Below are 25,757 nucleotides of genomic sequence, written 5' to 3'. Positions count from 1 at the left end.
CGAAATCTAGATGTAACGAAACACCAGCACCGGTGAAATGCGGTTGGTGCAACCTTGCACCATGCAGCCTGTCTCACCCTCCACCACCGATGTTCCGATCGTCGCCGTGCTCGGGCCCTCGAACGTTGCTCGCGTCGCCGCTGCGGCCGGCATCGCCCCCGCCCGTCTGGTCGACGCCGCCGAACAGGTCGGAGAGACGATCGCTCGCCGGGGGTGGGCGATGATCGTCGTCCCCGATCGCGGCGTCGCCGTCTCCGCCATGGACGGCTACCTGGCCGCCGGAGGAACCCGACTGATCGGTCTGACCCCCGCATCGGGCATCAGTGAACCCGCCGCCATGCCCTCTATCGAGCTGCAGCGGGTGCGCTGCCACGAACTGCGCGACGAGCTGACCTGGTACGAGCAGCACCACCAGATCGGCGAGATGTCGGACGCCATGGTCACCATCGGACTCAGCTGCGGCACGATCGCCGAGCTGGCGTGGACCAAATGGAACCCCTCTCCCCCTCCGGTCTCGTTCGTCGAGGGGACGGCGAGCGGGCTGCCGCCGGAGATCGCCGCTGAACTCCGGGTCGACGTCATCGCGCTGACCGATGTCGGCGACTGGCTCGATGCGTCGGTCGCGATCTCCGCCGGAACGGTGGTGTGACGTGGACCGCACCTACCTCGCCCAGATGGGTTCTCAGGAGATCGAGCTGCCCATCGTCGACCTCGGCCCGGGTAAGCAGGCGGCGCTGCTGATGACGATCGACCTGCCCGTGTCGGTGCTGGCGCAGGCCGGACGCGAGCTCGCCGACCTCGTCCGGGAACGCAAGCCCGACATCATCGTCACCGCGGCGACCCTCGGTATCCCGGTCGCGATCGCCATCGCGCCCCACCTCGGCCTCGACGAGTACGTCGTCCTGCAGAAGAGCAGGAAGTGGCACCTCCGCGACAGCCCGTCCGTGGAGGTCACCTCCGTGACCACGATCGACGCACAACGACTCACCCTCGATGCCCGACGACTCGCGTCGATCGACGGCGCGCGCGTCGCCTTCATCGACGACGTGATCTCGACGGGCCGTTCCGCGGCGGCCGCCCTCGAGCTGCTCACGCGGCACGGCGCGCAGATCGTGTCGGTCGCCGCCCTCATGACCGAGGGCGACGACTGGCGGAGCGCCCTGGGCGAGAGCGCCGGCCTCGTGCAATCGCTCGGCCGCCTCCCCGCCGTCACCGACGACTTCTGATCCCGCCCCTCCCGCGCATCTCCCGCTCCACCCGACACCGGCATCCGCCGACCCGCACCCGTACCCGCCGTTCGAAAGGACGAACACCCATGACCGCACGCCGCACCGCCACCGGACTCCTCGGCGCCCTGACCCTGATCGCCACCACCGCCCTGACGGGCTGCTCCACCCCCGCCGGCGACACCGGGTCGTCCCCGTCCTCGGACGAGTCGCTGGGCTCGATCACGATGCAGTTGCCGTGGATCCTCAACTCGCAGTTCATCGGCGAATACCTCGCGATCGACGAGGGCTACTTCACCGATGCCGGGCTCGAAGGAGTGAACCTGGTTCCCGGGCCGTCGTCGTCCGTCAGCGAGGTGCTCAGCGGAACGGTCGACGTCGGCATGGTCGACGCGATGACGCTGGGCGCGACCGTCGCGAACGAGAACGCTCCGATCAAGATCATCGCCAGCGGGTACCAGAAGAACCCCTACAGCATCCTGTCGCTCGCCGACGGCGACCCGATCGAGGAACCGCAAGACCTGATCGGCAAGAAGATCGGCGTGCAGGACGTCAACGTCATCCTCTTCGACGCGCTCCTCGCGGCCAACGGCATCGACAAGACACAGGTCGAGATCGTCCCCGTCAGCTACGACCCCTCCCCGCTCATCTTCGGAGAGATCGACGGGTACATGTCGTTCCTCACGAACGAGTCGATCCTCGTGCGCGCCGAGGGTCACGACGCCGTCGACATGCCCTTCGCCGACAACGGGCTCCCCTTCGTCGCGGACGCGATCATCGCGACCGAGGAGATGATCGCGAACGAACCCGAGAAGCTGAAGGCCTTCCTCGAGGGCGAGATCCGCGGATACGCCGAGGCGCTGCGCAATCCGCAGAAAGGCATCGACCTCATGATGTCGCAGAGCGGAACCGACCTCGGGCTCGACCCCGCCAACGAGCTGCTGTGCGCCGAGGCGGCTAACACGCAGCTCGTCGTCACCGACGAGACGGCCGAGAACGGGCTCTTCACCACCTCCGAGACCCTCCAGGCCGAGACCGTCGAGACCCTGGCGACCGCGGGCATCACCGTCAGCGCTGACCAGCTGTTCGACATGAGCCTGCTCGAAGCCGTGTACGCCGAACACCCCGAACTGATCGACTACGCCGCGAGCTGATCGGAGCACGGGATCGGATGCTGCGCCGGATCCTCGCGGCGGCGCAGCATCCGATCTCGCCGCATGGCCGGGTCAGTCCTCGCGCTGGAGGAACCCCACCCCGGCCTCGCGGAACGCGCGGGCCCCCGGGCCGTTCACGTGGTTGCGGCCTTCGATCTCGAAGAACTCCCCACGCGGCGCATATCCGGCGAGCTGTCGCGACTGCTGCAGGATCGGGTCGTCGCTGCCGGTGGCGAACAGCACGGGCTGAAGCGGCGGCGTGGCGGGATCCGGATCCCCGCCGTCGACCGTCATGCCTTCGGCAATCGACACGAGGGCGCGCAGATCATTGCCGGGAACACGCTGTGCGAGTCCGACGTACCGCTGCGTCGTCGCGTCTTCGACAGGGGTACCGTTCTCGATGAACGCGCGCGCCTGGGCAACGTCGAGGCGGCGCAGGGGGCGCCCGTCGGGGATCCCGCCCAGCACGGCACGGTCGACGTGATGGGGGTAGGTGACGGCGAGCTCCCACCCGACGCGGGCGCCGAGCGAGTATCCGAGGTAGCGCACGGTGTCGAGCAGGTAGGTGTCGAGCACGGTGAGCAGGTCGCCCACCAGGGTCGTCATGAGGTAGCCGGCGGCGTCGTGCGGCTTCTCGCTCGCCCCGTGCCCGCGCTGGTCGACGGCGAGCACGCGGAACCCCGCGGCCTGCAGGTCGCGCACCCAGCCGGTGTTCACCCAGTTGTCGCGCGCGCTCGAACCGAAGCCGTGCACGGCGAGCACCGTCGGCTCGTCGGCGTCGACCCCTCCCCAGAGGTAGGTCGCGAGGCGCAACCCGTCACCGGTCATCACGAACTGCGGGTCGGGCATCTCGGTCAGCGCGCGGGGGGCGGAAGGCATCCACCGATTGTCGCGCACGGGCGGCGGTCCCCCGGCCCACCGCGGCGCCGACGCGCGGGCGATCGGTCGGCGCACGGGCATGGCGGCGCAGAAAGCCCGCCCGTCGAGAGATAGCCCGCGTCCCGACCTGGCGTTCGGGCGGCCGCATCCGTAACGTCGACGCCATGATGCGAGACACCGCGAGCGGTCCGTTCGTCGTGACGCTGGTCGTCGACGTGCCGATCACGAAACTCGACGCCCTCGACGTGATCGCCTTCGCCGCCGACTCGGTCATCGAGCACGCGGGCACCGCATGGCCACGCGTGGGCCTGGCACCGAACGTGTGGGCCGAGGTGCAGATCCCCCGGTTCGCCGACCCGCCCCCGCTCGCGATCGACGTGTGCTCCGACGCATCGCTGGAGGCGGCCGCCGTCGAGGCCCAGCGGCTCGACGCTGCCCTCACCCGCTACGGCTGGGTCGTCCGTGCGCCGCGGCCCGATGAGGCCGGCTGACTCCATCGGGCGCGGCGGTGGGGCTCAGTACCAGTTCGTGGCCTGCGAATGGCCCCATGCGCTGCACGGGGTCCCGTAGGCCGCGGAGATGTACTGCAGGCCCCACGCGATCTGCGTGGCGGCGTTGGTCTGCCAGTCGGAGCCGGCGCTGGCCATCTTGCTACCGGGCAGAGCCTGCGGGATGCCGGTGGCACCGCTCGAGGCGTTGTAGGCCTGGTAGTTCCAGCTCGACTCCTTCTGCCAGAGCGACGACAGGCACGAGAACTGATCGCTCCCCCAGCCATACCGCTCGGCCGCCATCGAGCTCGCGACGGCCTTCGCGCCACTGGGCGTGTTCGCCGCCGCGAGAGCGTCGGCGGCGGCCTGCGCGGCGGCGGCTGCGGCGGCCTGCGCGGCTTCCTCCGCCTCACGCTGGGCCTGGGCTGCGTCTTCCGCCGCCTTCTGCTCGCGCGCGGCGTCGAGCTCGGTGCGAAGGGTCGCGACCTCGCCGCTCACCGACGCGGCCTGCGTCTCGGCGTCGTCGGCCAGTTCGGGGTAGAGCAGCACCGGCACGAAGCTCGCCTTCGCGAGATTCGAGATCGACGCGCGCAGGTCGGTCGTGTCGATCGTGGGCTCGGCGATCCGCGATGACAGGCCCGACTCGGCGACCGACGCCATGACGGTCGCGGCCTCGGTCTGGGCTGATCGCGCGCCGTCGAGTGCAGCCTGGGCATCGCTCGTGCTGGTGGTGAACGCGTCGACGACGGGGGAATCGACGAGGAAGGGCGCCGCCTCGGTGATCTGCAGGGCGAGGGTGGCGGATGCTGCGGCCGGAGTCGCGATCGGACTCGCCGTCGCCGCGGCGGCGGAGGCCAGAACGCTGGCGGCGACACCGGCGCACGCGCCGGCGATGAGGAGACGGCGGCGCGGGCGCGCCGATTTCTGGGTGTGGAGCATGAACCGGGTCCTTCGGTTGGTGGGCGCCAGAACAGCGCTTCGCGTCCTCGGGTGAGACACAAGTGCCCGAGTCTGCACCACCGCGTCTGGACGAATCCTCGGCACTTCCTGGACGGAACGTGAGAGGAGCCCTTATCGGAAAGACCGGATCAGGAGCTTTTAGCCGGTCGGCGCGCGCACATCAGAGGTCCGCGAGCCGCCCCTCGAGATATGTGATCAGACCGTGGGTCTGCGCGATGGCCTCGTCGGTGACATCGACGAGGCGAGTGTGCACGACCGTGTTCGCCGCCATAGGGTCGCAACCCAGGATGCGCTGCACCTCGTCGCGCGCGGCCTCGCGCGTAGCAGCCGACATGACAGCATCCGCCACCTCGGAGAACCGGTGACGCGCCGCCACGAGAGCGCGACTCTGCACGATCTGCGCCTCGATCTGTTCCTTCTCCTCGGCGGGAGTCGACCTGCCCCTGGCGATGGGACGATGGCGTTCGATCGCCTCGGCCGTCAGTTCCAGCGGCAGGGGCGGAGGCGAAGGAACGGCCAGACCCGGCAAGAATGCGCGCAGTCCATAGCTGCCGGGTTCCAGATCGCGCCACTGTCCGTCCCCGACGTTGACCGGAAGGCGCGCGTACTCCCCCGGAGCCAGCGGCACGGCGCGGTTGTTCCCTCCTCCGCTCATCCAGCCGAAGCCCACGTCCTTCTGCTCCGCCGGGACGATGACACCGACGACGTGGAACGGATCACCGTCGGGGCGCCACATGCTCTCACCGGTGTTGACGATGTCGACCGAGAACCCGACACCGTCGAGGGCTTCGTCGATCGACGTGCCGGTCGCCTCCGGCCACCGCATCTCGAGACCGCGCGACCGTTCCGCGCGACTGGGGCGCAACGGCATCGTCTCTGACTGCACCCGCGCCGATCGGCTCGGCGCCCCAGGGCGCCCATCTCCCAGCTGCGCAATCCGCCACGACCGACCCGCAGCATCGACGGGAGCACCGATCACTGCGGCCCCGGTCTCCCAGCGCTGGAGCACCCGCCAGCCGTCGGCGGGGATGCCCTCGATCCCCCGCTCGTCTACCGTCGCCCCGAACTCCGCCGCCAAGCGGCCCAGCGGAATGCCGGCTTCGTCGATCACGGTTTGCGGAACGTCGAGGAGCCCGATCTGCGGATGCTCGGCGGAGTCGTTCATCCGGCTCGTCAGGGGCGCTGGGCCCGGTAGTACGCCAGGAGCGCCTTCGTCGAGGCATCCTGCGCCTCGAGCGCGTCTTCGTCTCCCTCGATGGCCGGTGCGATCTGCAGGGCGAGCTGCTTGCCGAGCTCGACCCCCCACTGGTCGAACGAGTTGATGCCCCAGATGGTGCCCTGGGTGAAAGTGATGTGCTCGTAGAGCGCGATGAGCTGCCCGAGAACCGACGGGGTCAGCGACGGCGCGAAGATCGACGTCGTCGGACGGTTGCCCGGGAACGTGCGGGCGGCGACGAGGGCTCCGGTGGTGCCCTCGGCCTCGACCTCCTCGGCCGTCTTGCCGAAGGCGAGGGCCTTCGTCTGCGCGAGGAAGTTCGCCAGGAACAGGCCGTGCACGTCGCGGCCGCCGTCCTCGAGCGGGTACGCCGGGTTCGCGAAGGCGATGAAGTCGGCCGGGATGAGGCGGGTGCCCTGGTGGATCAGCTGGTAGAACGCGTGCTGTCCGTTCGTACCGGGCTCTCCCCAGAAGATCTCACCGGTGTCGGTGACGACGGGCGTGCCGTCCCAGCGCACCGACTTGCCGTTGGACTCCATCGTGAGCTGCTGCAGGTAGGCCGGGAAGCGATGCAGCTGCTGCGCGTAGGGCAAGACCGCGTGCGACTGCGCCCCGAGGAAGTTGTTGTACCAGACGTTGAGCAGGCCCAGGAGCACCGGCACGTTCTGCGCCAGCGGCGTGTGCGCGACGTGCTCGTCGACCGCGTGGAACCCGGCGAGCAGCTCGCGGAAGCGGTCGGGACCGAGGGTGATCGCCAACGACAGGCCGATCGCCGAGTCGACGGAGTAGCGACCGCCCACCCAGTCCCAGAACCCGAACGCGTTGGCCGTATCGATGCCGAAGGCGGCGACCTTGTCGAGCGCGGTCGAGACGGCGACGAAGTGGTGGGCGACAGCATCCGTCCGGGATGCTTCGGAGCCGTCGATCGCACCGGACTCCGTCAGTCCCGACCAGAGCCATTCGCGGCCCAGGCGCGCGTTGGTGAGGGTCTCCAGGGTCGTGAAGGTCTTCGACGCGACGATGAACAGCGTCGTCTCGGGGTCGAGACCGGCCGTCTTCTGCGCGACGTCGGTCGGGTCGATGTTCGACACGAACAGCGCCTCGATACCGGCATCGGCATAGGGCTTCAGCGCTTCAGAGACCATGACCGGGCCGAGGTCGGATCCACCGATGCCGATGTTGACGACGTGGGTGACCTTCTTGCCGGTGACCCCGCGCCACTCTCCCGACCGCACGCGCTCGGCGAAGGCCGACAGGTTGTCGAGCACCTCGTGCACGTCGGTGTCGACGTGCTGTCCGTCGACGACGAGCTCGGGGCTCGCCCCGCCCGGCCGGCGGAGAGCGGTGTGCAGCACCGCGCGGTCTTCGCTGGTGTTGAGGTGGTCGCCGGCGAGCATCGACGCGTAGCGCTCCGCCACGCCGGTCTCCTCGGCGAGCTGCACGAGCGCCGCGAGGATCTCGTCGGTCACCAGGTTCTTCGAGAGGTCGACGTGGAGGTCGCCGACCGTGTGGGTCAGGCGCTCCACCCGACCCGGGTCGTTCGCGAACCACCCGCGGAGATCGGGCTCGAAGGTGTCGCGGGCCGCGGTCAGCTGGCTCCAGGCAGACGTGGACGTGGGGTCGACAGGTGCGCTCACACCCCTACGCTAGCGACGATTCAGCGTCCCGCGGGGGCGGCGCTGGTGAGTCGTCCTCGCTCGGCCCTCGTGAGAGGCGGGATCGAGCTGAGAAGCTCACGCGTGTAGGCATGAGCGGGCCGCTCGAAGATCTGCTCCACGTCCCCGGTCTCCACGGCCTCACCCCGGTACATCACCAGCACGCGGTGGGCCAGGTTCCGCACGACCGACAGGTCGTGCGAGATGAACAGGATGCTGAGCCCCAATCGATCCTGCAGGTCGACGAGGAGGTCGACGACCTGGGCCTGGATGGTCACGTCGAGCGCGGAGACCGGTTCGTCGCACACGAGCACGTCGGGGTCGCGCATGAGCGACCGTGCGATGCCGATCCGCTGTCGCTGACCGCCGGAGAACTGATGGGGGAACCTGTTCATCATCTCGGGCGAGAGGCCGACGAGGTCGAGCAGCTCGGCGACGCGGGCTCGTCGCGAGCTCGCGGTGCCCACTCCGGCCACGGTGTGCGGCTCGGCGATCACGTCGCGCACACGCATGCGCGGATCGAGCGAGGTGTACGGATCCTGGAAGACCATCTGCACACCGGCCTGCGCCCCCGGGCGGCGCCCTCGGGTGCGGCGGGTCACATCGCGCCCCTGGTAGAGCACGGTGCCGGCGTCGGCGCTCTCGAGGCCGACGATCATGCGAGCCAACGTCGACTTGCCCGATCCGGATTCTCCGACGATGCCAAGTGTCTCTCCGCGGCGCAGCACGAGGTCGACCCCGTCCACCGCTCGGACGTGGTGGCGGGAGAGCGCCGAGCCGGATGAGAACGTGCGGGTGAGACCGGTCACCTCGAGAGCGAGCGGGGGGTCGGAGCGTTCGGCCCCGGTCGTGGACAGGAGCACGCGCGCCGGTTCGGGGCGCGGCGCCGACCCGAGCAGGGTGCGGGTGTAGGCGTCCCGCGGCGCCTCGAAGATCTTGTCGGCATCCCCGGACTCCACGACCTTGCCCTGGTGCATCACGACAAGGCGGTCGGCGACTTCGGTGACGACGCCGATGTCGTGGGTGATGAGGAGCACGCCCATGTCGAGACGCCCGCGCAGATCGTGCAGCAGGCGAAGGATCTGCGCCTGCACCGTGACGTCGAGAGCCGTCGTCGGCTCGTCGGCGATCAGCAGAGCGGGTTCGAGGGCGATGGCCATCGCGATCAGGATGCGCTGGCGCATGCCGCCCGAGAACTGGTGGGGGTAGTCGTCGACGCGGGTCTTCGGCGACGGAATGCCGACGAGGTCGAGGAGCTCCACGGCGCGCGCTTTGGCCGCGGAACGCCGCATCCCCCGGTGCACGCGGAAGATCTCGCCGATCTGGTCTCCGATCGACAGCACGGGGTTCAGCGATGACAGTGCGTCCTGCAGCACCATGCTCATCGCGTCGCCACGCAGCCGGCGGCGGCGCTCTTCATCGAGGGCGAGCAGATCGGTGTCGCCGAGACGCAGCTCGTCGGCGCGCACGACGGCCGCTTCGTCCTGGATACCCATGATGGCGCGCGCGGTGACCGTCTTGCCCGAACCCGACTCGCCCAGAAGGGCGACGAGTTCGCCCCCGCGCACGTCGAGATCGAGTCCGGATACGGCGGGCACGTAGTCACCGGCGCTGCGGAAGCCGATGTCGAGTCCTCGCACCGACAGAACCGTTCGGCCCGTGATCGTCTCGTTCGTCATCGCACCATCATGCACCCCGCGGGGCGCCGGATTGTTTCAAACATGAAAACTCTGTGCCGGATTTTCTCACTTTGGTTGACAGATGCGCCGGATGCGCGGCAAAGTCATGCCGATGGCGCCGATCCTCCGGACCGAAGCGCCCTGACCTGCCGAGTGAATGGAGACACACGTGCTCGAACCAGCTGAGCGGTACACGGGATACCGGGCCTACGACTATCTCGAAGCAGGGGTGGACTATCGCGAATTCACCTACGCCGCCCAGATCGGCCGCGTGCCCGAGTACGCCGGCCTGCAGCTCACCGATGAGCAGTCGACCCGCGCCAAGAAGCTCCTCGCCGAGGAGACGGTCATCTCCCTGCACGAGCACGTGCAGGTGTTCCCCGAGAACATGGAAGACCTGCGCGACCACATCCGGGCGGGAAGGGAACCCACGGGTTACGAAGGTCTCGCGCGCTCCGGACTGACGGCGGTGTTCGACAACGGAATGGACGGCACGTGCTGCATCTCCAGCGACGCCGGCTGGAAGTACCAGGACGTCCTCTTCGACCTCGGCGTGCGCATGGCCGATCTCGCCCACCAGGACTACGTCATCAAGGGCGAGTCGCTGAAAGACATCCAGTTGGCGAAGGACACGGGCCGGATCGCCCACATCTTCGCGCTCGAGGCGGCCACGCCGATCGAGAACGAGGTCGACCGTCTCGACGTCCTGTACGGCTTCGGCGTGCGGCAGATGGGGATCGCCTATTCCGAGGCGAACTACCTCGGCGGCGGGCTGAAGGAACGCGGCGACGGCGGTCTGACCTACTTCGGCGAGAAGGCCGTGGCCCGCATGAACAAGCTGGGCATCGCGATCGATATCTCGCACTCGGGCGATCGCACCTGCGTCGACGTCATCAAGGCCTCCACCAAGCCGGTCTTCATCACCCACGCCGGTGCGCGCGGCCTCTGGCCCACCAACCGCATGAAGACCGACGAGACGATCATCGAGTGCGCCAAGCGCGGCGGGGTGATCGGCATCGAGGCGGCTCCCCACACGACCCTGTCGCCGGCGCATCCCCACCACTCGCTGGAGTCGGTGATGGACCACTTCCAGTACTGCGTCGACCTCGTCGGGATCGAGCACGTGAGCTTCGGACCCGACACCCTTTTCGGCGACCACGTCGGACTCCACCACGCCTTCGCGGCGCAGCTCTCCCTCGGCCAGGCCCACGGCCAGGTCGATTTCGAAGAGGTGCCCTACGTCGACGGCGTCGAGAACCCCGCCGAAGCGATGGGCAACATCATCGGCTGGCTGGTCAAGAACGGATACTCCGACGACGAAATCCGCGCCGTCGTCGGTGGCAACACGATGCGCGTACTCGAGGAGGTCTGGTTCTGATGCGACACAAAACACTGGCGGGGGCGGGCCTGCTCGCCGTCGCCGCACTCGCTCTGAGCGCCTGCGCGCCGCAGGCGCCGGAGGCACCGTCGGGAGGGGCGAGCGAGGCGGGGAACGACACCCTCACCATCGCCACCACCACCGACGTCGTGAACTACAACCCGCTGATCGGCAACAGCCGCAGCGACTACTGGGTCACGAATCTCATGTACCCGCACCTGCTGTCCATCGGGGACGACGGCGCCAAAGAGGCGCAGCTCGCCACCGAGTGGGGCTACGTCGACGACACCACCGGCTACTACGAGATCCGCGATGACATGACGTGGAGCGACGGCGAGCCGCTGACGGCGGAGGACGTCGCCTACACGATGAACGCGGTGAAACAGGATCAGCCCTCCGGCACCTTCTACGGGCAGATGACCAACTTCGCCTCGGCCACCGCGGTCTCCGACACGCGTGTCGAGATCCAGCTGACCCAGCCCGACTCGTCGATCGTCGAGGAGATCGGCTTCTGGGGGAACGTGGTGCCGCAGCACGTCTTCGAACCCGCGGGCTCGGTCGCCGAGTTCGCGAACGATGGTGACGGCGGCTGGGTCAGCGCCGGCCCGTACCTCCTGACCACCGTGCAGGCAGGTCAGAGCTACACGATGGAGCGGGTCGAGAACTACCCGCTCGTCGACGGCGGCACGCCGATCGCCGCGAAGGTCGTCTACCGGGTCTACCCCGACGTCAACACCGAGATCCTCGCGCTGCAGAGCGGCGAAGTCGACGTGATCGCCAATTCGCTGCCGCCCGCGCAGGTGCAGCAGCTGCAGAACACCGACGGCATCGAGGTCGCCGAAGTCACCGGTCTGGGCTATGCCCACATGACCTACAACATGCAGAACCCCGACCTCGCCAAGGTCGAGGTGCGCCAGGCGCTCGCACACGCCGCCGACTACGAGGCGATCCGCAACGTGGTGCTGCAGGGACAGGCCGTATCGACCGGGTCGAGCCCGTTGATGCCCGTGCTGTCGAAGTACTACGACGATTCGATCACCGAGTACGCCTTCGACCCCGACCAGTCGCGGCAGCTGATGGAGGACGCCGGCTACACGGCCGACGGCGACGGCATGTTCCCCGTCTCGTTCCGCCTCATCTATTCGCTGCAGGACCCGGTGACGAGCCAGTGGGCCCAGTTGGTGAAGGACGGCGCGGCACAGGCCGGCATCCGCATCGAGCTGCAGGGCTCGGAGCGCAACACCTACCTGTCGCAGACGAACGACGGCGACTACGACATCTACGCCGGCAACTTCGCGATCATGGACGACCCGGTGACGAACTTCAGCCTGTCGTACTTGCCCGGCGGTGCCATCAACTACACCTACAACGATGACGCCGAACTGAACGCGCTGATCGCCGAGGCCTCCCAGACCTTCGACGAAGCCGAGAAGATCTCGCTCATGCAGGAGGCCGCGAAGATCGTCCACGAGCAGGTCTACGACAACGTCATGTACACGCAGAACCTCTACGTGGCGTACAGCTCCGAGTGGGACGGCTTCATGTCCAAGCCCAGCGAGCTGCTGTCGATCGTCAACCCCGTCTCGGTGGCCAGCGCCTTCCGGGTCGCCGAGTAATCCGAAAGGGCCGCCCGCGTGTCCATCGCTCTGTTCGTCCTCCGCCGCCTCGGGCGGGGAGCCGTCACGATCCTGTTCGCCGTGACCGTGACCTTCCTGCTCCTGCGACTGCTGCCCGGTGACCCCGCGCTGGCAGTGGCGAGCACGAACATGACCGAGCAGGCGCGGGCGGCCCTGCTTACGCAGTACGGGCTGGATCAGCCCCTCCCCGTCCAGTACGTCCTCTACCTGGGGCAGCTGCTGCAGGGCAACCTCGGCACGTCGTTCACCCAGTCGGTGCCCGTCGTCGACGTCCTCCTGCAGCGACTGCCGTGGACGCTGCTGCTGACGATCTCGGCACTCGTGCTCACGATCGTGATCGGCATCCCGCTCGGCGTGCTCGCGGCGTCCCACAAGAACCGGTTTCTCGACCGGCTCGTACAGGTGCTCGGTGTGACGGGTCAGTCGCTCTTCGTCCCGAGCGTCGGAATCCTGCTCCTTCTGGTCTTCGGGCTGACGTTCCGCTGGTTCCCCATCGGCGGCGCCTACAGCGAGGGGGTCTACGGGATGGAGTGGTACGGGTCGGTGCTGCAGCACCTCGTGCTGCCCACCGTGTCGCTCGCGCTCATCCAACTCGGCTCGTTCGCGCTGACGATGCGGGCCACGCTCATCGATGCGCTCGGCGATGACTACGTCACCCTCGCCAAGGCGAACGGCATCCCCCCGCGCCGCATCCTCTGGAAACACGCGTTGCGCAACGCCATGCTCCCCGCCATCACCTTGATCGGCCTGCAGCTCGGTTTCGTCGTCGGCGGTGCCGTGCTCACCGAGACGGTCTTCGCCTACCCCGGCATCGGCCGGGGGATCTACGAGGCCGTCACCCAGCTCGACTTCCCCGTTCTCCAGGGAGCGTTCCTCCTCCTGGCGCTCACCGTCGTCATCGCCAACATGCTCACCGACATCGCCTACGGATTCCTCGACCCGAGAGTGAAGACCGCCTCATGACCGCTCCGCTCACCACCACAGAGCTCACCACCCCGCTCGTCGAGCCGGCCGGAGAACGCGGCGACCGCGCGAGCCGGGCCACGTGGCGCGCGTTCCGGCGACAGCCCCTCGGCATCGTCTCGCTCGTGATCCTGACGATCCTCGTGCTCGTCAGCGTCCTGGCGCCTCTCCTCTCCCCCTACCCCGCCAGCTACGGCACCGATGTGCTGAGTCCGCCCAGCGCGGCCCACTGGTTCGGCACCGACGCGCTGGGCCGCGACGTGTTCGCCGAGGTGATCTGGGGCACCCAGCAGTCGGTTCTCGTGGCCGTGGCGGCGTCGGCGATCGCGATCATGATCGGCACGCTGGTGGCCGTCGCCGGCGCCTACGTGCCCCGTCTCGACACCGTCGTCAGCGTCGTCGTCGATCTCACCCTGTCGCTGCCTGTTCTGCCGCTGATGATCCTCGTGGCCGCGCTCGCGGGGCCCAGCACATGGACGATCATCCTCGTCGTGGCGGCCTTCTCGTGGCCCGAGGTGACGCGCCTCGTCCGCTCGCAGGCTCTCGCCGTCGTCAAACTCCCCTATATCGACGCCGCTCGCCTGATGACGCGCAACCACATCTGGATCGTCGGGCGTCACATCATCCCCGCCGTCACACCGGTCATCGTGGTGTCGGTCGTCGTCACGGCGTCGCGGGCGGTGCTCTCCGCCGCGGGGCTGGCGTTCCTCGGACTCGGAGACCCCACGACCTGGTCGTGGGGACGCATCCTGTTCGAGGCGCAGCAGTCGGGCGCGATGGTGAGCGCGTGGTGGTTGACACTGTTCCCCTCGCTGGCGATCCTCGCCCTGGTGCTGTCGGCGACGCTGCTCTCGATCGGCTACAACGACGCGAGGAACCCCCGCAACCATGAGCGCTGATCCGTCCACCCGTTTCTCGCAGCGCCTGGATCCGGAGGTCTACGACCGCATCCAGGAGCGGATGCTGCCCATGCTCGCCGCAGCGAAGGTCGACGCGCTCATCACCGACCACCCGGAGGACGTCTCCTACCTGACGGGGTTCTTCCACCACCCGGGCGAGCGGCCGGTGGCCGCTCTGCTCGAGGCGAGCGGCCGTATCGTGCTGCTGGTGCCCGAGCTCGAACGCCAGCACGCCGAGGAGCAGCGTGCGCGCTCCGAGATCGTCACGTTCGCGGAGTATCCCGGCCTGGAGAACCCCTTCGCACCGCTCTGCCGGGCGGCGAAGCCGGCGCGCAGGATCGCAGTCACCACGCAGATCACCCATCATCGCCTTGCGCTCCTGCGCTCCGCCTTCGACGACGTCGAGTGGGTGCCGAGCGAGATGGTGACAACGGCCCGCTTCATCAAGCTGCCCGAGGAGATCGCACTCCACCGCGAGGCGGCTCGGATCACGGATCTCATGCTCCACGAGGGAGTCGGCCTCGTGCGCGATGCGATCGTGTCGGGCGCACCGTTCCCCTCCGAAGCCGACCTCGCAGCCCACGTCGGACGCGTGGGCGTGGGCAAGATGTATCGGGAGCACGCCGACGTCGTCGTGATCTCCTTCCTCGCGGGCGGACTGGTCTACGCCGGAGCGAACTCGGCCATCCCGCACGGCCTGCCCTCCTCGTACCGACTCCGCGACGGGGACACCTTCATGCTGTCCCTGGGAGCCGCCGTCGGCGGACGCTTCGTCGAGGGCGAACGCACGTTCGTGCTGGGCGAGCCGACGTCCGACCAGCGGCGCTACCACGACACGATCCGCGACGCGCAGGCCGAGGGAGGCCGGGCGATCGCCCCGGGCACGCGCTGCTGCGACAGCAACGCGCGCTGCCTCGATGTGATCCGCGACGCCGGACTCGGGTCGTACCTCCGGCACCGCCAGGGCCACGGCATCGGACTCGGCATGCACGAGCCGCCGTGGCTCGAGGACGGCGATCCCACCGTCCTGCGACCCGGCATGATCGTCTCCAACGAACCGGGCATCTACATCCCCGGGCACGCGGGCTACCGGATCAGCGACAGCATGCTCGTCACCGAGACCGGTTCCGAACCCCTCACGTCGTTCCCGCGCTCGCTCGCGGACTGCGTCATCCCCCTCTGATCCTCGCCGGCTCACCGCGCAGCATCCACCCGTCGAAAGGACCCCCATGACCGAGAACGCCGTCTCCCCCGAGTTCGCCGCAGCCACGACGCGTGCACAACGCGTGGTGATCAACGGCAACGAGCTCGCCGTCGAAGTGCTCGGCCCAGAGGGCGCTCCCGTCATCCTGACCCACCACGGTGCGCCCGGGCTCGGCTCGCGTGCCGAGCCCCGCGCCAGCTTCGGCCGACTCGCCGACGAGTATCGCGTCGTGGTCTTCGATGCACGCGGCAGCGGTGAGAGCGAGGGGGCGGGCGTCTTCAGCCACGAGCAGTGGGCCGCCGACCTCGATGGACTGCGCGAGTGGGCGGGCGCCGAGACGGTCATCATGGCGGGTGGCTCGTACGGCGGCTTCATCGCGATGGAATACGCCATCCGCTACCCCGACCGTGTGAGCGCGGTCGTGCTGCGCGACACCTCGGCAGACAACGGAAACGCCCACCTCGCTCGCGAGAACGCGATCGCCAGCGACCGCGTCGACATCGACATGGAGAAGTTCGACCGCATCGACGAAGGTCGTGTCCGCGACAACGACGACCTCAAGGACTGCTGGCGGGAGATCCTGCCCCTCTACGACTTCGTCTACGACCCCGAGGCCACCGAGAGGAAGGTGCAGGCCACGCCCTACCGCTTCGAGGCGCACAACTACGCCTTCTCTGTCAATCTCAAGAACTACGACCTCAAGCCGCGGCTGCCCGGGGTGACGGCGCCGACGCTCATCACTGTCGGACGCACCGATTGGATCACGCCGGTATCGTGCAGTGAGACCATCGCAGAGCTCATCCCCGACTCGCATCTCGTCGTCTTCGAGAAGTCGGGCCACTCGCCCCAGATCGAGGAGGCAGAGGAATGGACCCGGACCGTCCGCTCGTTCCTGCATCGGGTCGTCCCGCCGAAGGCGGCAGCGAACCCGTGATCTCGGGCGCCCTGGACCGATTGACCGATCTCGACAAGCGCATCATCGTCGCGCTGCAACGCGACGGGCGCGCCAGCTGGCGTGCCATCGCCGAAGCGGTCGGCGGCCCGGTGACGACGGTCTCCCGACGGGGACAGCAGCTGATCGCCGACGGGGTCGTGCGCGTCGCGGCCGTTCCCGCCCTCGGAGCCGACGGACCGTTCGATTCGTTCTTCGTGCGCATCAACACCGCGCCGGGGATGCAGATGCGTGTCGCCGAGACTCTCGCCCAGAGCAGGGAGGTCAGGTTCTGCACCGTCGTGACGGGGAGCTACGACATCATCGCCGAGGTCATCGTTCGTGGTGGCGCGACCCGGTACCCGCAGCACGTCGCGGAACTCCAACTGATCGAGGGTGTCGAGCGCTGGCGCAGCGACCTCATCCTGCACGTGTACAAGGTGAGCTTCGACTGGGGCCGTCAGCTGTACGGGGAGCTGCTCGGCCCGCCCGACACCGTCGAGGACGAAGCGCCCCCGACGCACGCGGCGTGCGCGCCCGAGCATTTCGACAGCGCCGATCGCGCCATCCTCTCGGCACTGCGCGCCGACGGACGCGAGACGTTCCAGAGCATCGCCGAACGACTCGGCATGAACGAGTCGAGCGTGCGACGACGTTTCGAGCGGATGCGCACGACGCACTGCGTCGACATGCTCGCCCTCGTTCCCTCGGCGGCCCTCGGGATGGCGGCGGAGACCTTCATGACGGTCACGGTGCGCCCCGACCGCCTCGACGACGTCGCCCGTGAACTGAGCGCCTACCCCTTCGTGCGCTATCTGGCCGTGCTCCTGGACCAGAACGCCCTCGTGTGCGAGGTCATCTCGCCGTCGACCGCCGAGCTCTACGCCTTCATCACCGACTCCCTCGCCCACCTGGACGGCGTGCAGGGGTGGACCTCCAGCATGGAGCTCGTCTTCCTCAAGCGCGGGTTCATCGAGACGCCGTGGTGGCGGTCGCAGCTCGCGTCCGCCCTTCCCGACCGCGGGGCCATCGCGTCGGCGTGACGCCGTGGGCGGAGTGTACCGGCGGTCGATCTCGCCCCGCGCCCCGCGTACGGTGAAAGGCATGCGCCGAATTCCTGCACTCGCCACCGCCTCCGTCGTGATCGCCCTCGCCCTCGCCGGGTGCGCGCCCGCGACGATCGACACCGACACCCCCGCCGCCTCGAGCACGACCGCACCGTCGGAGTCGGCCGAAGCCACCACCGGCGACCGCATCACCGGTGACGGCTACAGCTTCATCGCTCCCGAGGGCTGGGGCATCCCCGAAGGCCAGGCCGTGCCCGACGGCGTCGACACGGCCGTGGCCGATGTGACCGACACCGACGGCTTCGCCGACAACATCAACGTCGTCCTCAGCCCCGCCGGCGAGGTCACGAACGAGCAGGTCGAGACCATCGGCGTGCAGGAGCTGGAGACCGGCGGAGCCACCGACGTTCAGGTGCTCGACCGATCGACCGTCGCGGGCGTCGAGTCGTCGCACCTGACCGCTCTCCTCGCCTCGAGCGGCAGCGAGTTCCGCATCGACCAGTACTACCCCAGCAACGCCGGCCAGACCTACGTCGTGACGTTCACGTTCAACGACGACGTCGCCGAGGCCGACCGCACCGCCCTCGCGCAGTCGGTCTTCGCCACCTGGGAGTGGACCGCCTGACACGTCGACGTCCAGACGGCGGTTCGTGCCGCATCATCCATCCGGATGCGGCACGAACCGCCGTTTTCGCGTGGGTCACGGAACGAGCGCGTCGGCCTTGTCGGTCTTGCGGCGCTTGACGGTGTGGCGGGTGTGCTGCAGCACGCTCACCCCGACGACTACCGCGAGGAGCAGATACAGCACCACCGTGATGGGCGAGGAGACGAGGATCGTGGGGTCGCCCTCCGACACCGCCAGCGCACGGCGCAGCTGCGTCTCGGCCAGCGGGCCGAGGATCGCGGCGATCAGCACCGGTGCCAGCGGAAGCGCGAAGCGTCGCATGATCAACCCGACGACGCCGATGCCCAGTGCCATCCAGAGATCGACGGTGCGCGACGCGATGGCGTAGATGCCGAGCATCGCGACGACCGAGATGCCCGCGTAGAGGTAGTGACGCGGGATCAGCAGCAGCTTCGCCCACACCGCGGCGAACGGCAGGTTGATGATCAGCAGGATGATGAGACCGAGGAAGAGGCTCGCCAGCAACGGCCAGACCAGGTCGCCGCTGCGCTCGAACAGGAGCGGGCCGGGCTGCATCCCGTACTGCTGGAACGCGGCGATCATCATCGCCGCCGTCGCAGACGTGGGGATGCCGAGGCCGAGCAACGCACCCATCGCGGAGCCGGCGGTCGCGTTGCCCGCGGCCTCAGGACCGGCCACGCCCTGGATCGCACCGCGCGTGCCGAAGTCGGGGTCGTTGCGACGCTTGGCGAGTCGTTTCTCGGTGCCGTACGCCAGGAACGTGGGAACCTCGGAGCCGCCCACCGGGATCGCACCGAACGGCACGCCGAACGCGGTGCCGCGGAGGAAGGCCGGCAGCGCCTGACGCCACTCGCGGGCGTTCAGCATCGGCGAGCCCTTCGGCGCGACGACCGCGCCGGGGCCGCCTGATCGACGGATGTACGAGCCGACGTGCAGCACCTCGCCGAGAGCGAGCAGGCCCACCGTGATGACGATGATCGAGATGCCGTCGAAGAGCACCGGGCTGCCGGCGGTGAACCGCTCGGTGCCGGTCATGCCGTCGATCCCGACGAGGGCGAGCGCGAAGCCGAGTCCGAGCGAGACGAGGCCGCGCACGATCGAGTCGGCGACGACGGCCGAGATGGCGACGAACGCGAACACGGCGAGCGCGAAGTACTCGGCCGGACCGAAGATCGTCGCGAGCTGCACGATCGCGGGGGCGAAGAAGACCACGAGGATGCAGGCGATGGTGCCGCCGATGAAGGCGCCGATCGCCGACGTTCCGAGGGCCTTGGCCGCTCGACCGTCTTTCGCCATCCGATGGCCTTCGAAGGTCGTGGCTATCGCCGAGGAGTTCCCGGGCGTGTTCAGCAGGATGCCCGAGGTCGAGTCGCCGAACAGCCCCCCGAAATAGATGCTCGCGAACATGATGAACGCGCCGGTCGGGTCGAGGCTGAACGTGACCGGCAGCAGCAGGGCGACGGCCATGGCCGAGCCGAGGCCCGGGAGCACGCCCACGGCGGTGCCGAGCACGGCACCGATGACGAGGAAGAGCAGGTTCTGCGGCGTGAAGGCGACCGCGAACCCCTCCATGAGGTGTCCGAGCTGATCCATCAGAGAATCCCTCCCAGGAAGCCGGCGGGGAGCGACAGGCCCAGGCCCGCCCCGAACGCGAGTTGCACGACCGACGAGACGATGACGGCGATCGCGATGTCCATCAGCGGTCGCTTGCTGCCGAACGCCCAGGCGATGACCCAGAAGAGCGCCGCGGCCGAGATGAGCCAGCCGACGAACGGCAGGATCACGATGAAGCCCGCGAAGCCGGCGATCGTGATGAGCACCGTCTTGTGGTCGGATCCGGATGCTGCGCTCCCCGCAGCATCCGTCGGCTTCGCGGCGTAGTCCTCGGGCGAGACGACGCGGATCTCGCTGGTCGCGTCGATCGCGCCGAGGTCGCGGAGCATCTCGTCGGAGATCTCGACCGGGTCATCCCCCACGTGCTGGCGCTGCGGGGTGCGGAGCACCTCGATCGCCAAGGCGATGCCCACCGCGTAGAGGAAGACGCAGACGAGGGTCGGGAAGAACTGTGGCCCGGGGAAGGCGGCGCCGTCGGGCACCTGCATCGTGACGGTGCCGATGAGCATCCACGTCGCAAGCACGAGCACGCCGGCGACGACGAACAGCTCGCTGCGGCCGGTGAACCAGCGAGGCATGCGCTGGACGCGGATGGTCCCCGTGGTCATCGGATGTGAATCGTTGGTCGTCATAGTCCCAGCTCCTCGACGATCTGCTCGGTGCGGCGCGTCTCATCGGCGATGAATGCGCCGAAGTCATCTCCGGTCATGAAGCTGTCGACCCAGCCGTTGCGGTCGAGCACCTCGGCCCACGCCTCCGTATCGCGCAGTTCGGTGACCATGGCGATCAGCTCCTCACGGGTCTCGTCGTCGATGCCGGGCGGGGCGATGTACCCGCGCCAGTTCGACATCGACACGTCGAGCCCGCCCTCGCGGAAGGTCGGCAGGTCGATGCCCTCGACGGGCTCGGGGGCGGAGGTGCCGAGGGCCCGCATGCTGCCCGATTCGATCTGGTCGCGGAACTCGTTGTACCCCGACAGGCCGGCCGCGGCCGTGTGCGAGAGCACCGAGGTCACGACCTCGCCGCCGCCGGGGTAGGCGAGGTAGTTCACGGAGGCCGGATCCGCTCCGACGGCCTGAGCGAGAAGCCCGGCGAGGAGGTGGTCGATGCCGCCGAGTGAACCGCCGGCGATGGCCGTGCCGCCCGGGTCGGCGGCGAGCGCCGCGGCGAAGTCGTCGAGGGTCTGGAACGGCGAGTCGGCCGGCACCACGAGCACGTTGAAATCGTCGGCGAGCCGGGCGATCGGGGTGACGTCTTCGAGGGTGACCTGGGAGTTGTTGATGATCGTTCCGCCGACCATGACTCCGCCGGTGACGAGCATGATGTCGTGCCGGTCGCCCATCTCGGCGACCTGTCCGAGGCCGATCGTGCCCGACGCGCCGGGGATGTTCACGACCTGCACTCCCCCGGCGATGCCTTCGGTGCGCATGACCTGCTGCCCCTCGCGTGCGAAGGCGTCCCATCCGCCGCCGGGTGCGGCGGGCGCGACGAGGGTGATCTTCGTGCGCGGGCTGGCGGAGCCCCCTCCGGTGACGCTCGCGTGCACGGCGGCGCCGAGGAAGAGCGCCCCGGCGAGCACACCCACGATCGTTCCGATGATGCGTCGACGCATATCCACCTCCCGGGTCTGCGTCGTCGTTGCTGCAGACCGCCCGAGTAGACTGGCATCGCGTGGGTGTCGCGTCGCGTTCGGCTGGATTTGCGCTCATTGATGCTCACGCCGCGGAGGAGTCGACGATGACCTCGAACACGCAGGGCACGAGCACGAAGACCCGCACGCTGGCGATCCTCGTGATGCAGTGCGTCGTCGTGCTGGCCTGTGTGGCCGTCACCACCCTGGTCGCCCTCGCGGTGCAGGACCGCAGCATCCGTGTCGCCACGACCGAGCGCGTGCTCGACGTCTCGCGGAGCCTCGCCGAGCTCGACCAGGTGCGTACCGCCGTGCAGGACGACACCGCCTCGGCCATGGCGGAGCTGCAGCCGCTCGCCGACATCCTGCAGGAGTCCTCCGGCGTCGACTACGTGGTCATCACCGACGCGGCGGGCCTGCGTCTCACCCACCCGACGCCCGATCAGCGCGGCCTGCCGGTCTCGACCGACCCGTCGGCCGTGCTCGACGGCGAGACCTTCGTGGGCACCGAGACGGGCACGATCGGGTCGACGCTGCGCGCGAAGGTGCCGGTCTACGACGGCGAAGAGATCGTGGGCGCGGCGTCGGTCGGCATCCTCGAGAGCCGTATCGCGAGCGACCTGAACGCCGCGGTCGGAGGGCTCCTCCCCTGGGTGCTCGGATCGGTGGTGATCGGATGCTTCGTCAGCGCGCTGCTGACCGGAGTCCTGCGCCGCAGCATCCGCCGTCTCGAAGACCGCGCCCGCGACGCCGAGACGCAGCGGCGGATCGCCGCGGCGCTGCGCGACCAGACGCACGAGTTCCGCACCCGACTGCACGTGATCCGCGGCCTCGTCGCCGAGGGCGAGTCGGAGGCCGCCCTCGACTACGTCGATCGACTGGTGCCGCTGACGACCGGCACCGCGGCGGCCGCGGCGGTCGGCGACCCCGCCCTGCGCACCCTGCTGGATGCCCTCGCCGCCGAGTTCCACGAACGCGGCGGGCGCCTCGAGCTCGATCCGCTGACGACCGTCGAGCCGGGGCTGCTCGATGACGCCGACCTGCTCGTGATCGGCAACCTCTGTCGCAACGCCATCGAGGCGGGCGGGCAGTACGTTCGCGTACTCGTCGCCGCCGACCCGACCGGGGTGCACATCGACGTCGGCGACGACGGCCCGGGCATCGCGGCCGACCTGGTCGACCGCGTCTTCGAGCGCGGCGTCTCGTCGAAGGGCGGACCCGACGAGCGCGGGGTCGGGCTCGACCTCGTGCGTCGCGCGGTCGCGGGGCGCGGGGGCACCATCACGGTCGGACGCTCCACGTGGGGCGGAGCGCGCTTCACGGTCGAGATGCCCATCCCGGCCCGGGGGCTCGTCCGGTGAGCGGCCCCCGCATCCGCACGCTGCTCGTCGACGACGACCCGGCCGTACTGCGCCTGCACTCGGCGTATCTGCGCGACGTCGAGGGGTTCGAGCTCGTCGCGGCCGTCCGCACCGGCACGGAGGGGGCGCGGATGGCCGCCGACACGAGCATCGATCTCGTGCTGCTCGACATGAACCTGCCCGACTTCAGCGGCATCGAGGTGCTGCACCGGCTGCGGCTGGTGCGCGAGTGGGGTGTGGACGTCATGGTGATCAGCTCGGCGCGTGACGGGTTCACCGTGCGCCAGGCCCTGGCGGCCCACGTCGTGGGATACCTGGTCAAGCCGTTCACGAAGGAGGCGTTCGTCGCCCGGCTCACCGAGTACCGCGACGAGCGCGGTGCGCGCCCGGCCGAGACGCCGATCGGGCTCGCCCAGGGCGAGATCGACCGGCTCGTCGAACCGCGCGCCGCCGCCGCCCCGTCGGTCCCGACCGCCCTGCCGAAGGGCCTCGCCGACTCCACGCTGCAGACGATCCTCGCGGCGCTGCACCCGACGACACCCGCCACCGTGCAGGCGATCGCCGACGCCTCGGGCGCCTCGCGCGCCACGGTGCGCCGCTACCTCGCCTACCTCACGGACACCGGGCGGGCCGCCGTCTCGCACCGCTTCGGCGCACGCGGCCGCCCCGAGGTGCTGTACCGCCGGGTGGCGTAACCCCCGGAGAACGGATGCCGCACGGGCTCTCGGAGCCCGATCTACTCGGCGGCCTCGCGGCGCGAACGCATCTGGGCGAGCGGCCGGGCGAGACGGTGGTTCCCGGTCAGCTGGTCTTCGTGCTCGTCGAGGAAGCGCCAGTACGCGTCGGTGAAGGCCGATTCCTTTGCCTCTCGGCCCGACGACCACCACGACCCCATGCGCTGCAGGTAGGCACCGCCCGAGATGTAGGGCTTGGTCGCGACGAGCCCTCCGTCGGCGTACTGGCTCATGCCCATCACGTTGGGCACCATGACCCACTCGTACGCGTCGACGAAGAGGGCCGAGAACCAGCGCGTGACCTCGCGCGGCTCGTACCCCTCGAGCAGGAACCAGTTACCGAGCACCATGAGCCGTTCGATGTGGTGGGCGTATCCCCACCGGTGAACCCGAGCCAGCACCGTGCGGACGGGTTCGGGCAGGTCGTCGGGGACGTCCTCGTTCGTGTACCACCAGCCCTCGAGTCGGCGCTCCTGGCCGAGGAAGTTCGTCCGCTCCAGCACCGGGTGAGCCCGATACATCCCGCGCATGTACTCCCGCCACCCGACCACCTGCCGCAAGAACCCCTCGATCGAGGCGAGAGGCACGTCGTCGACGGCGGCGAGCGCCGCATCCGCCACGTCCTGCACCGTCACGAGCCCGATGTTGAGCATCGGCGAGACCACGGAATGGAACAGGAACGCCTCGTCGTGCGCCATCGCGTCTTCGTACCGGCCGAAGTCCTGCAGTCGCTCGGCGACGAACGTGTCGAGCCAGCCGCGCGCCGCCTCGGGCGTGACGGGCAGCCAGAACTGCGTCGCGTCGCCCGGATGCCCGGCGAACCGGTCGGCGACCTCGGCGATGGTGCGCTCGAGGATCGGGTCGCGCTCGACGGTCGGGAGCGCGGGAATCGGCAGGCCGCCCTTGGGGAGGGGTTCGCGGTTGTCGGCATCGAAGTTCCAGCGACGCCCGACGGGCTTGTCTCCATCCATGAGCACGCCCGTGCGGCGGCGCTGCCACCGGTAGAAGTCCTCCATGACGGGCGTGGGATGCTCGGCGAACCATTCATCGACGAGATCCGCGGGCGTGAGGAACAGGTCATCGGGGTACACGCGGGTGCGCAGCCCGAGTCGGGCGCACAACCGGTCGAGGCGCTCGTCGACGCCGCGATCGGTCGCACTCATCCAGGCGAGCCCGTCGGCACCGGTCTCGCCCACGAGCCGCTCGACGCCCTTCGCGAACGACAGCCCGTCGGAGAGCTCGACGCGGTGCACCGCCCGGCCGTCGGCCTCGAGTCGCGCTGCGGCGTGTCGCATCGCCGCGAGCACCAGCACGATCTTGTGCTGGTGGTACGGCATCTTCTCGAACCGCGGCGCCGACTCCACGAAGAAGAACGCATCGATGTCGGGATCGTCGAAGGCCGGATGCTGCGCGAACAGCTGCGTGCCGAGGATGAGCGCCGCCTTCATGCCCGGCGCCTCTCGCGGGCGGCTGCAGCGCGGCATCCACGTGAGCAGTACTTCACCTCGTCCCACTGCTCGCGCCCGGCCCACCGCTTACGGTCGGCGAACGGGCGCCCGCAGTGCGCGCACGGCTTCGTCTGCCGCGGGGTCGCGGCCATCGGGGTTACAGCCCGACCATCTCGGCGCTCTCGTCCCAGAGGCGTTTGGCGATGAGCGGGTCGTCGGCGATGCGGCTCGTCTTCGACGGACGGTTGTTCGAGTAGAACTCCCCCGGCTGCCAGTCGACGCCGGGTTTGCCGAGCGCCAGCCACGTCAGACGGGCTCCGCCGACCTCGGTGGAGGTGAGCAGGCGCGCCGCGAGCGGGTTGGTGTACATGAACCGCCACGGACCCGTCGACGCCGCCGCGAACCCGCTCGCGATGGCCCCGGGGTGGAACGCGACGGCGCTGAGACCGGCATCGCCGTAGCGGCGGTTGATCTCCTTCGTGAACAGCACGTTCGCGAGCTTGCCGTTGCCGTACGCGGTGGTGGCCGAGAAGCGGTTCTCGCCCTGGAGGTCGTCGATGTCGAAGCGGGAGAATCCCCGCGCGGCGAAGCTCGAGGTCTGTACGATCGACGCCCGGCTCTCGATGAGCCGGTCGAGCAGCAGGGTGGTGAGCAGGAAGCCGCCGAGGTGGTTGACCTGGAACGTCAGCTCGTACCCGTCCTTCGTCACGGTGCGCTCGCCGAACACTCCCCCCGCGTTGTTGGCGAGCACGTCGATCCGGGGGTAGGTCTCCAGGAGCTCGGCGGCCAGGTCGCGCACCTGAGAGAGGTCGCTGTAGTCGGCCACGTGCGAGGGAGCCCCCAGCTGCCGGGCGACCTTGGCCGTCTTCTCGGGGTTGCGGCCGACGACGACGACCTGTTCGCCGGCGTCGGTGAGCTGACGGGCGGATGCGGCGCCGATGCCGTCGCTTGCTCCGGTGATGACGATGGTGCGCGGCACGGGTCCTCC

At 69.2% G+C, this 25,757-nt stretch carries 25 protein-coding genes; 14 read left to right on the top strand and 11 right to left on the bottom strand.

What is annotated here, in order from left to right:
• Positions 1–61: 61 nt before the first annotated feature.
• The 3 genes from DEU34_RS15805 to DEU34_RS15795 all read left to right on the top strand — a co-directional run bounded on the left by DEU34_RS15805 (position 62) and on the right by DEU34_RS15795 (position 2,380).
• Positions 62–649: a hypothetical protein gene (locus tag DEU34_RS15805; protein ID WP_121151956.1), complete on the top strand. Its 588-nt coding sequence runs from the start codon at positions 62–64 to the stop codon at positions 647–649.
• A gap of 1 nt (position 650) precedes the next feature.
• On the top strand, positions 651–1,226 hold the full coding sequence (locus DEU34_RS15800; protein WP_220659967.1) for a phosphoribosyltransferase family protein: 576 nt from the start codon (positions 651–653) through the stop codon (positions 1,224–1,226).
• Positions 1,227–1,315: 89 nt separating this feature from the next.
• On the top strand, positions 1,316–2,380 hold the full coding sequence (locus tag DEU34_RS15795) for an ABC transporter substrate-binding protein (RefSeq protein WP_121151953.1): 1,065 nt from the start codon (positions 1,316–1,318) through the stop codon (positions 2,378–2,380).
• A 72-nt stretch (positions 2,381–2,452) separates the two neighbouring features.
• Here the strand turns inward: DEU34_RS15795 and DEU34_RS15790 are convergent, their stop codons facing one another.
• The gene (locus DEU34_RS15790; RefSeq protein WP_121152072.1) at positions 2,453–3,259 is read right to left on the bottom strand and encodes an alpha/beta fold hydrolase; all 807 of its coding nucleotides are present in this window, start codon (positions 3,257–3,259) and stop codon (positions 2,453–2,455) included.
• A gap of 164 nt (positions 3,260–3,423) precedes the next feature.
• On the opposite strand from DEU34_RS15790, the gene DEU34_RS15785 reads away from it, so the two are divergent.
• The gene (locus DEU34_RS15785) at positions 3,424–3,750 is read left to right on the top strand and encodes a hypothetical protein (protein WP_121151951.1); all 327 of its coding nucleotides are present in this window, start codon (positions 3,424–3,426) and stop codon (positions 3,748–3,750) included.
• A gap of 24 nt (positions 3,751–3,774) precedes the next feature.
• On the opposite strand, the gene DEU34_RS15780 is transcribed toward DEU34_RS15785, so the two are convergent.
• The 4 genes from DEU34_RS15780 to DEU34_RS15765 all read right to left on the bottom strand — a co-directional run bounded on the left by DEU34_RS15780 (position 3,775) and on the right by DEU34_RS15765 (position 9,257).
• The gene (locus DEU34_RS15780) at positions 3,775–4,686 is read right to left on the bottom strand and encodes a phospholipase (RefSeq protein WP_121151949.1); all 912 of its coding nucleotides are present in this window, start codon (positions 4,684–4,686) and stop codon (positions 3,775–3,777) included.
• Between the two features lie 181 nt (positions 4,687–4,867).
• A complete protein-coding gene (locus DEU34_RS15775; protein WP_121151947.1) occupies positions 4,868–5,872 on the bottom strand; it encodes a hypothetical protein in 1,005 nt (334 codons plus the stop codon).
• 8 nt (positions 5,873–5,880) lie between these two features.
• Positions 5,881–7,560: a glucose-6-phosphate isomerase gene (gene pgi / locus DEU34_RS15770; RefSeq protein ID WP_121151945.1), complete on the bottom strand. Its 1,680-nt coding sequence runs from the start codon at positions 7,558–7,560 to the stop codon at positions 5,881–5,883.
• A 20-nt stretch (positions 7,561–7,580) separates the two neighbouring features.
• Entirely contained in the window at positions 7,581–9,257 is a 1,677-nt protein-coding gene (locus DEU34_RS15765; RefSeq protein WP_121151943.1) for an ABC transporter ATP-binding protein, read from the bottom strand.
• A gap of 169 nt (positions 9,258–9,426) precedes the next feature.
• Here DEU34_RS15765 and DEU34_RS15760 point away from each other — a divergent pair, with 169 nt between their 5' ends.
• The 8 genes from DEU34_RS15760 (at position 9,427) to DEU34_RS15725 (ending at position 17,961) form a co-directional block, all read left to right on the top strand.
• Complete coding sequence (locus DEU34_RS15760; RefSeq protein WP_121151941.1) at positions 9,427–10,635, top strand: dipeptidase; 1,209 nt, start codon at positions 9,427–9,429, stop codon at positions 10,633–10,635.
• Positions 10,635–12,251 (top strand): ABC transporter substrate-binding protein, encoded by a 1,617-nt coding sequence (locus DEU34_RS15755; RefSeq protein ID WP_121151939.1) that lies wholly within the window; start codon positions 10,635–10,637, stop codon positions 12,249–12,251. The genes DEU34_RS15760 and DEU34_RS15755 overlap by 1 nt, the downstream gene beginning before the upstream one ends.
• Positions 12,252–12,269: 18 nt before the next feature.
• Positions 12,270–13,235, top strand: a complete 966-nt coding sequence (locus DEU34_RS15750) for an ABC transporter permease (RefSeq protein ID WP_121151937.1) — start codon at positions 12,270–12,272, stop codon at positions 13,233–13,235.
• On the top strand, positions 13,232–14,134 hold the full coding sequence (locus tag DEU34_RS15745) for an ABC transporter permease (RefSeq protein WP_121151935.1): 903 nt from the start codon (positions 13,232–13,234) through the stop codon (positions 14,132–14,134). Before DEU34_RS15750 ends, DEU34_RS15745 begins: the two co-directional genes overlap by 4 nt.
• On the top strand, positions 14,124–15,317 hold the full coding sequence (locus DEU34_RS15740; RefSeq protein ID WP_121151933.1) for a Xaa-Pro peptidase family protein: 1,194 nt from the start codon (positions 14,124–14,126) through the stop codon (positions 15,315–15,317). The genes DEU34_RS15745 and DEU34_RS15740 overlap by 11 nt, the downstream gene beginning before the upstream one ends.
• A 46-nt stretch (positions 15,318–15,363) precedes the next feature.
• Positions 15,364–16,272, top strand: a complete 909-nt coding sequence (locus DEU34_RS15735; RefSeq protein WP_121151931.1) for an alpha/beta fold hydrolase — start codon at positions 15,364–15,366, stop codon at positions 16,270–16,272.
• Complete coding sequence (locus tag DEU34_RS15730; protein ID WP_121151930.1) at positions 16,206–17,312, top strand: Lrp/AsnC family transcriptional regulator; 1,107 nt, start codon at positions 16,206–16,208, stop codon at positions 17,310–17,312. Before DEU34_RS15735 ends, DEU34_RS15730 begins: the two co-directional genes overlap by 67 nt.
• A gap of 61 nt (positions 17,313–17,373) precedes the next feature.
• Positions 17,374–17,961, top strand: a complete 588-nt coding sequence (locus DEU34_RS15725; protein ID WP_121151928.1) for a hypothetical protein — start codon at positions 17,374–17,376, stop codon at positions 17,959–17,961.
• Between the two features lie 75 nt (positions 17,962–18,036).
• Here DEU34_RS15725 and DEU34_RS15720 read toward each other — a convergent pair whose 3' ends face one another.
• Genes DEU34_RS15720 through DEU34_RS15710 form a run of 3 tightly spaced genes read right to left on the bottom strand, consistent with a single transcriptional unit; the run spans position 18,037 to position 21,208 of the window.
• The gene (locus tag DEU34_RS15720; protein ID WP_121151926.1) at positions 18,037–19,575 is read right to left on the bottom strand and encodes a tripartite tricarboxylate transporter permease; all 1,539 of its coding nucleotides are present in this window, start codon (positions 19,573–19,575) and stop codon (positions 18,037–18,039) included.
• Positions 19,575–20,204: a tripartite tricarboxylate transporter TctB family protein gene (locus tag DEU34_RS15715; protein WP_183042525.1), complete on the bottom strand. Its 630-nt coding sequence runs from the start codon at positions 20,202–20,204 to the stop codon at positions 19,575–19,577. Before DEU34_RS15715 ends, DEU34_RS15720 begins: the two co-directional genes overlap by 1 nt.
• Before the next feature lie 20 nt (positions 20,205–20,224).
• Complete coding sequence (locus tag DEU34_RS15710; RefSeq protein ID WP_121151922.1) at positions 20,225–21,208, bottom strand: tripartite tricarboxylate transporter substrate binding protein; 984 nt, start codon at positions 21,206–21,208, stop codon at positions 20,225–20,227.
• Between the two features lie 125 nt (positions 21,209–21,333).
• On the opposite strand from DEU34_RS15710, the gene DEU34_RS15705 reads away from it, so the two are divergent.
• Both DEU34_RS15705 and DEU34_RS15700 read left to right on the top strand, forming a co-directional pair.
• A complete protein-coding gene (locus tag DEU34_RS15705; protein ID WP_121151921.1) occupies positions 21,334–22,587 on the top strand; it encodes an ATP-binding protein in 1,254 nt (417 codons plus the stop codon).
• Complete coding sequence (locus tag DEU34_RS15700; RefSeq protein ID WP_121151919.1) at positions 22,584–23,282, top strand: response regulator; 699 nt, start codon at positions 22,584–22,586, stop codon at positions 23,280–23,282. Before DEU34_RS15705 ends, DEU34_RS15700 begins: the two co-directional genes overlap by 4 nt.
• A 41-nt stretch (positions 23,283–23,323) precedes the next feature.
• Here the strand turns inward: DEU34_RS15700 and DEU34_RS15695 are convergent, their stop codons facing one another.
• From DEU34_RS15695 to DEU34_RS15685, 3 genes are read right to left on the bottom strand one after another with little or no spacing between them, the layout of a single operon-like run.
• A complete protein-coding gene (locus tag DEU34_RS15695; protein WP_183042524.1) occupies positions 23,324–24,769 on the bottom strand; it encodes a cryptochrome/photolyase family protein in 1,446 nt (481 codons plus the stop codon).
• Positions 24,766–24,921, bottom strand: coding sequence for a DUF2256 domain-containing protein (locus DEU34_RS16565; protein ID WP_121151915.1), 156 nt, complete (start codon positions 24,919–24,921; stop codon positions 24,766–24,768). Before DEU34_RS16565 ends, DEU34_RS15695 begins: the two co-directional genes overlap by 4 nt.
• 5 nt (positions 24,922–24,926) lie before the next feature.
• Positions 24,927–25,748, bottom strand: coding sequence for an SDR family NAD(P)-dependent oxidoreductase (locus DEU34_RS15685; RefSeq protein WP_121151913.1), 822 nt, complete (start codon positions 25,746–25,748; stop codon positions 24,927–24,929).
• Positions 25,749–25,757: the final 9 nt, after the last annotated feature.

Source organism: Microbacterium sp. AG1240 (assembly GCF_003635115.1).
In the GTDB taxonomy this organism is placed as follows: domain Bacteria; phylum Actinomycetota; class Actinomycetes; order Actinomycetales; family Microbacteriaceae; genus Microbacterium.
This window is presented reverse-complemented; position numbering and strand designations above follow the sequence as displayed.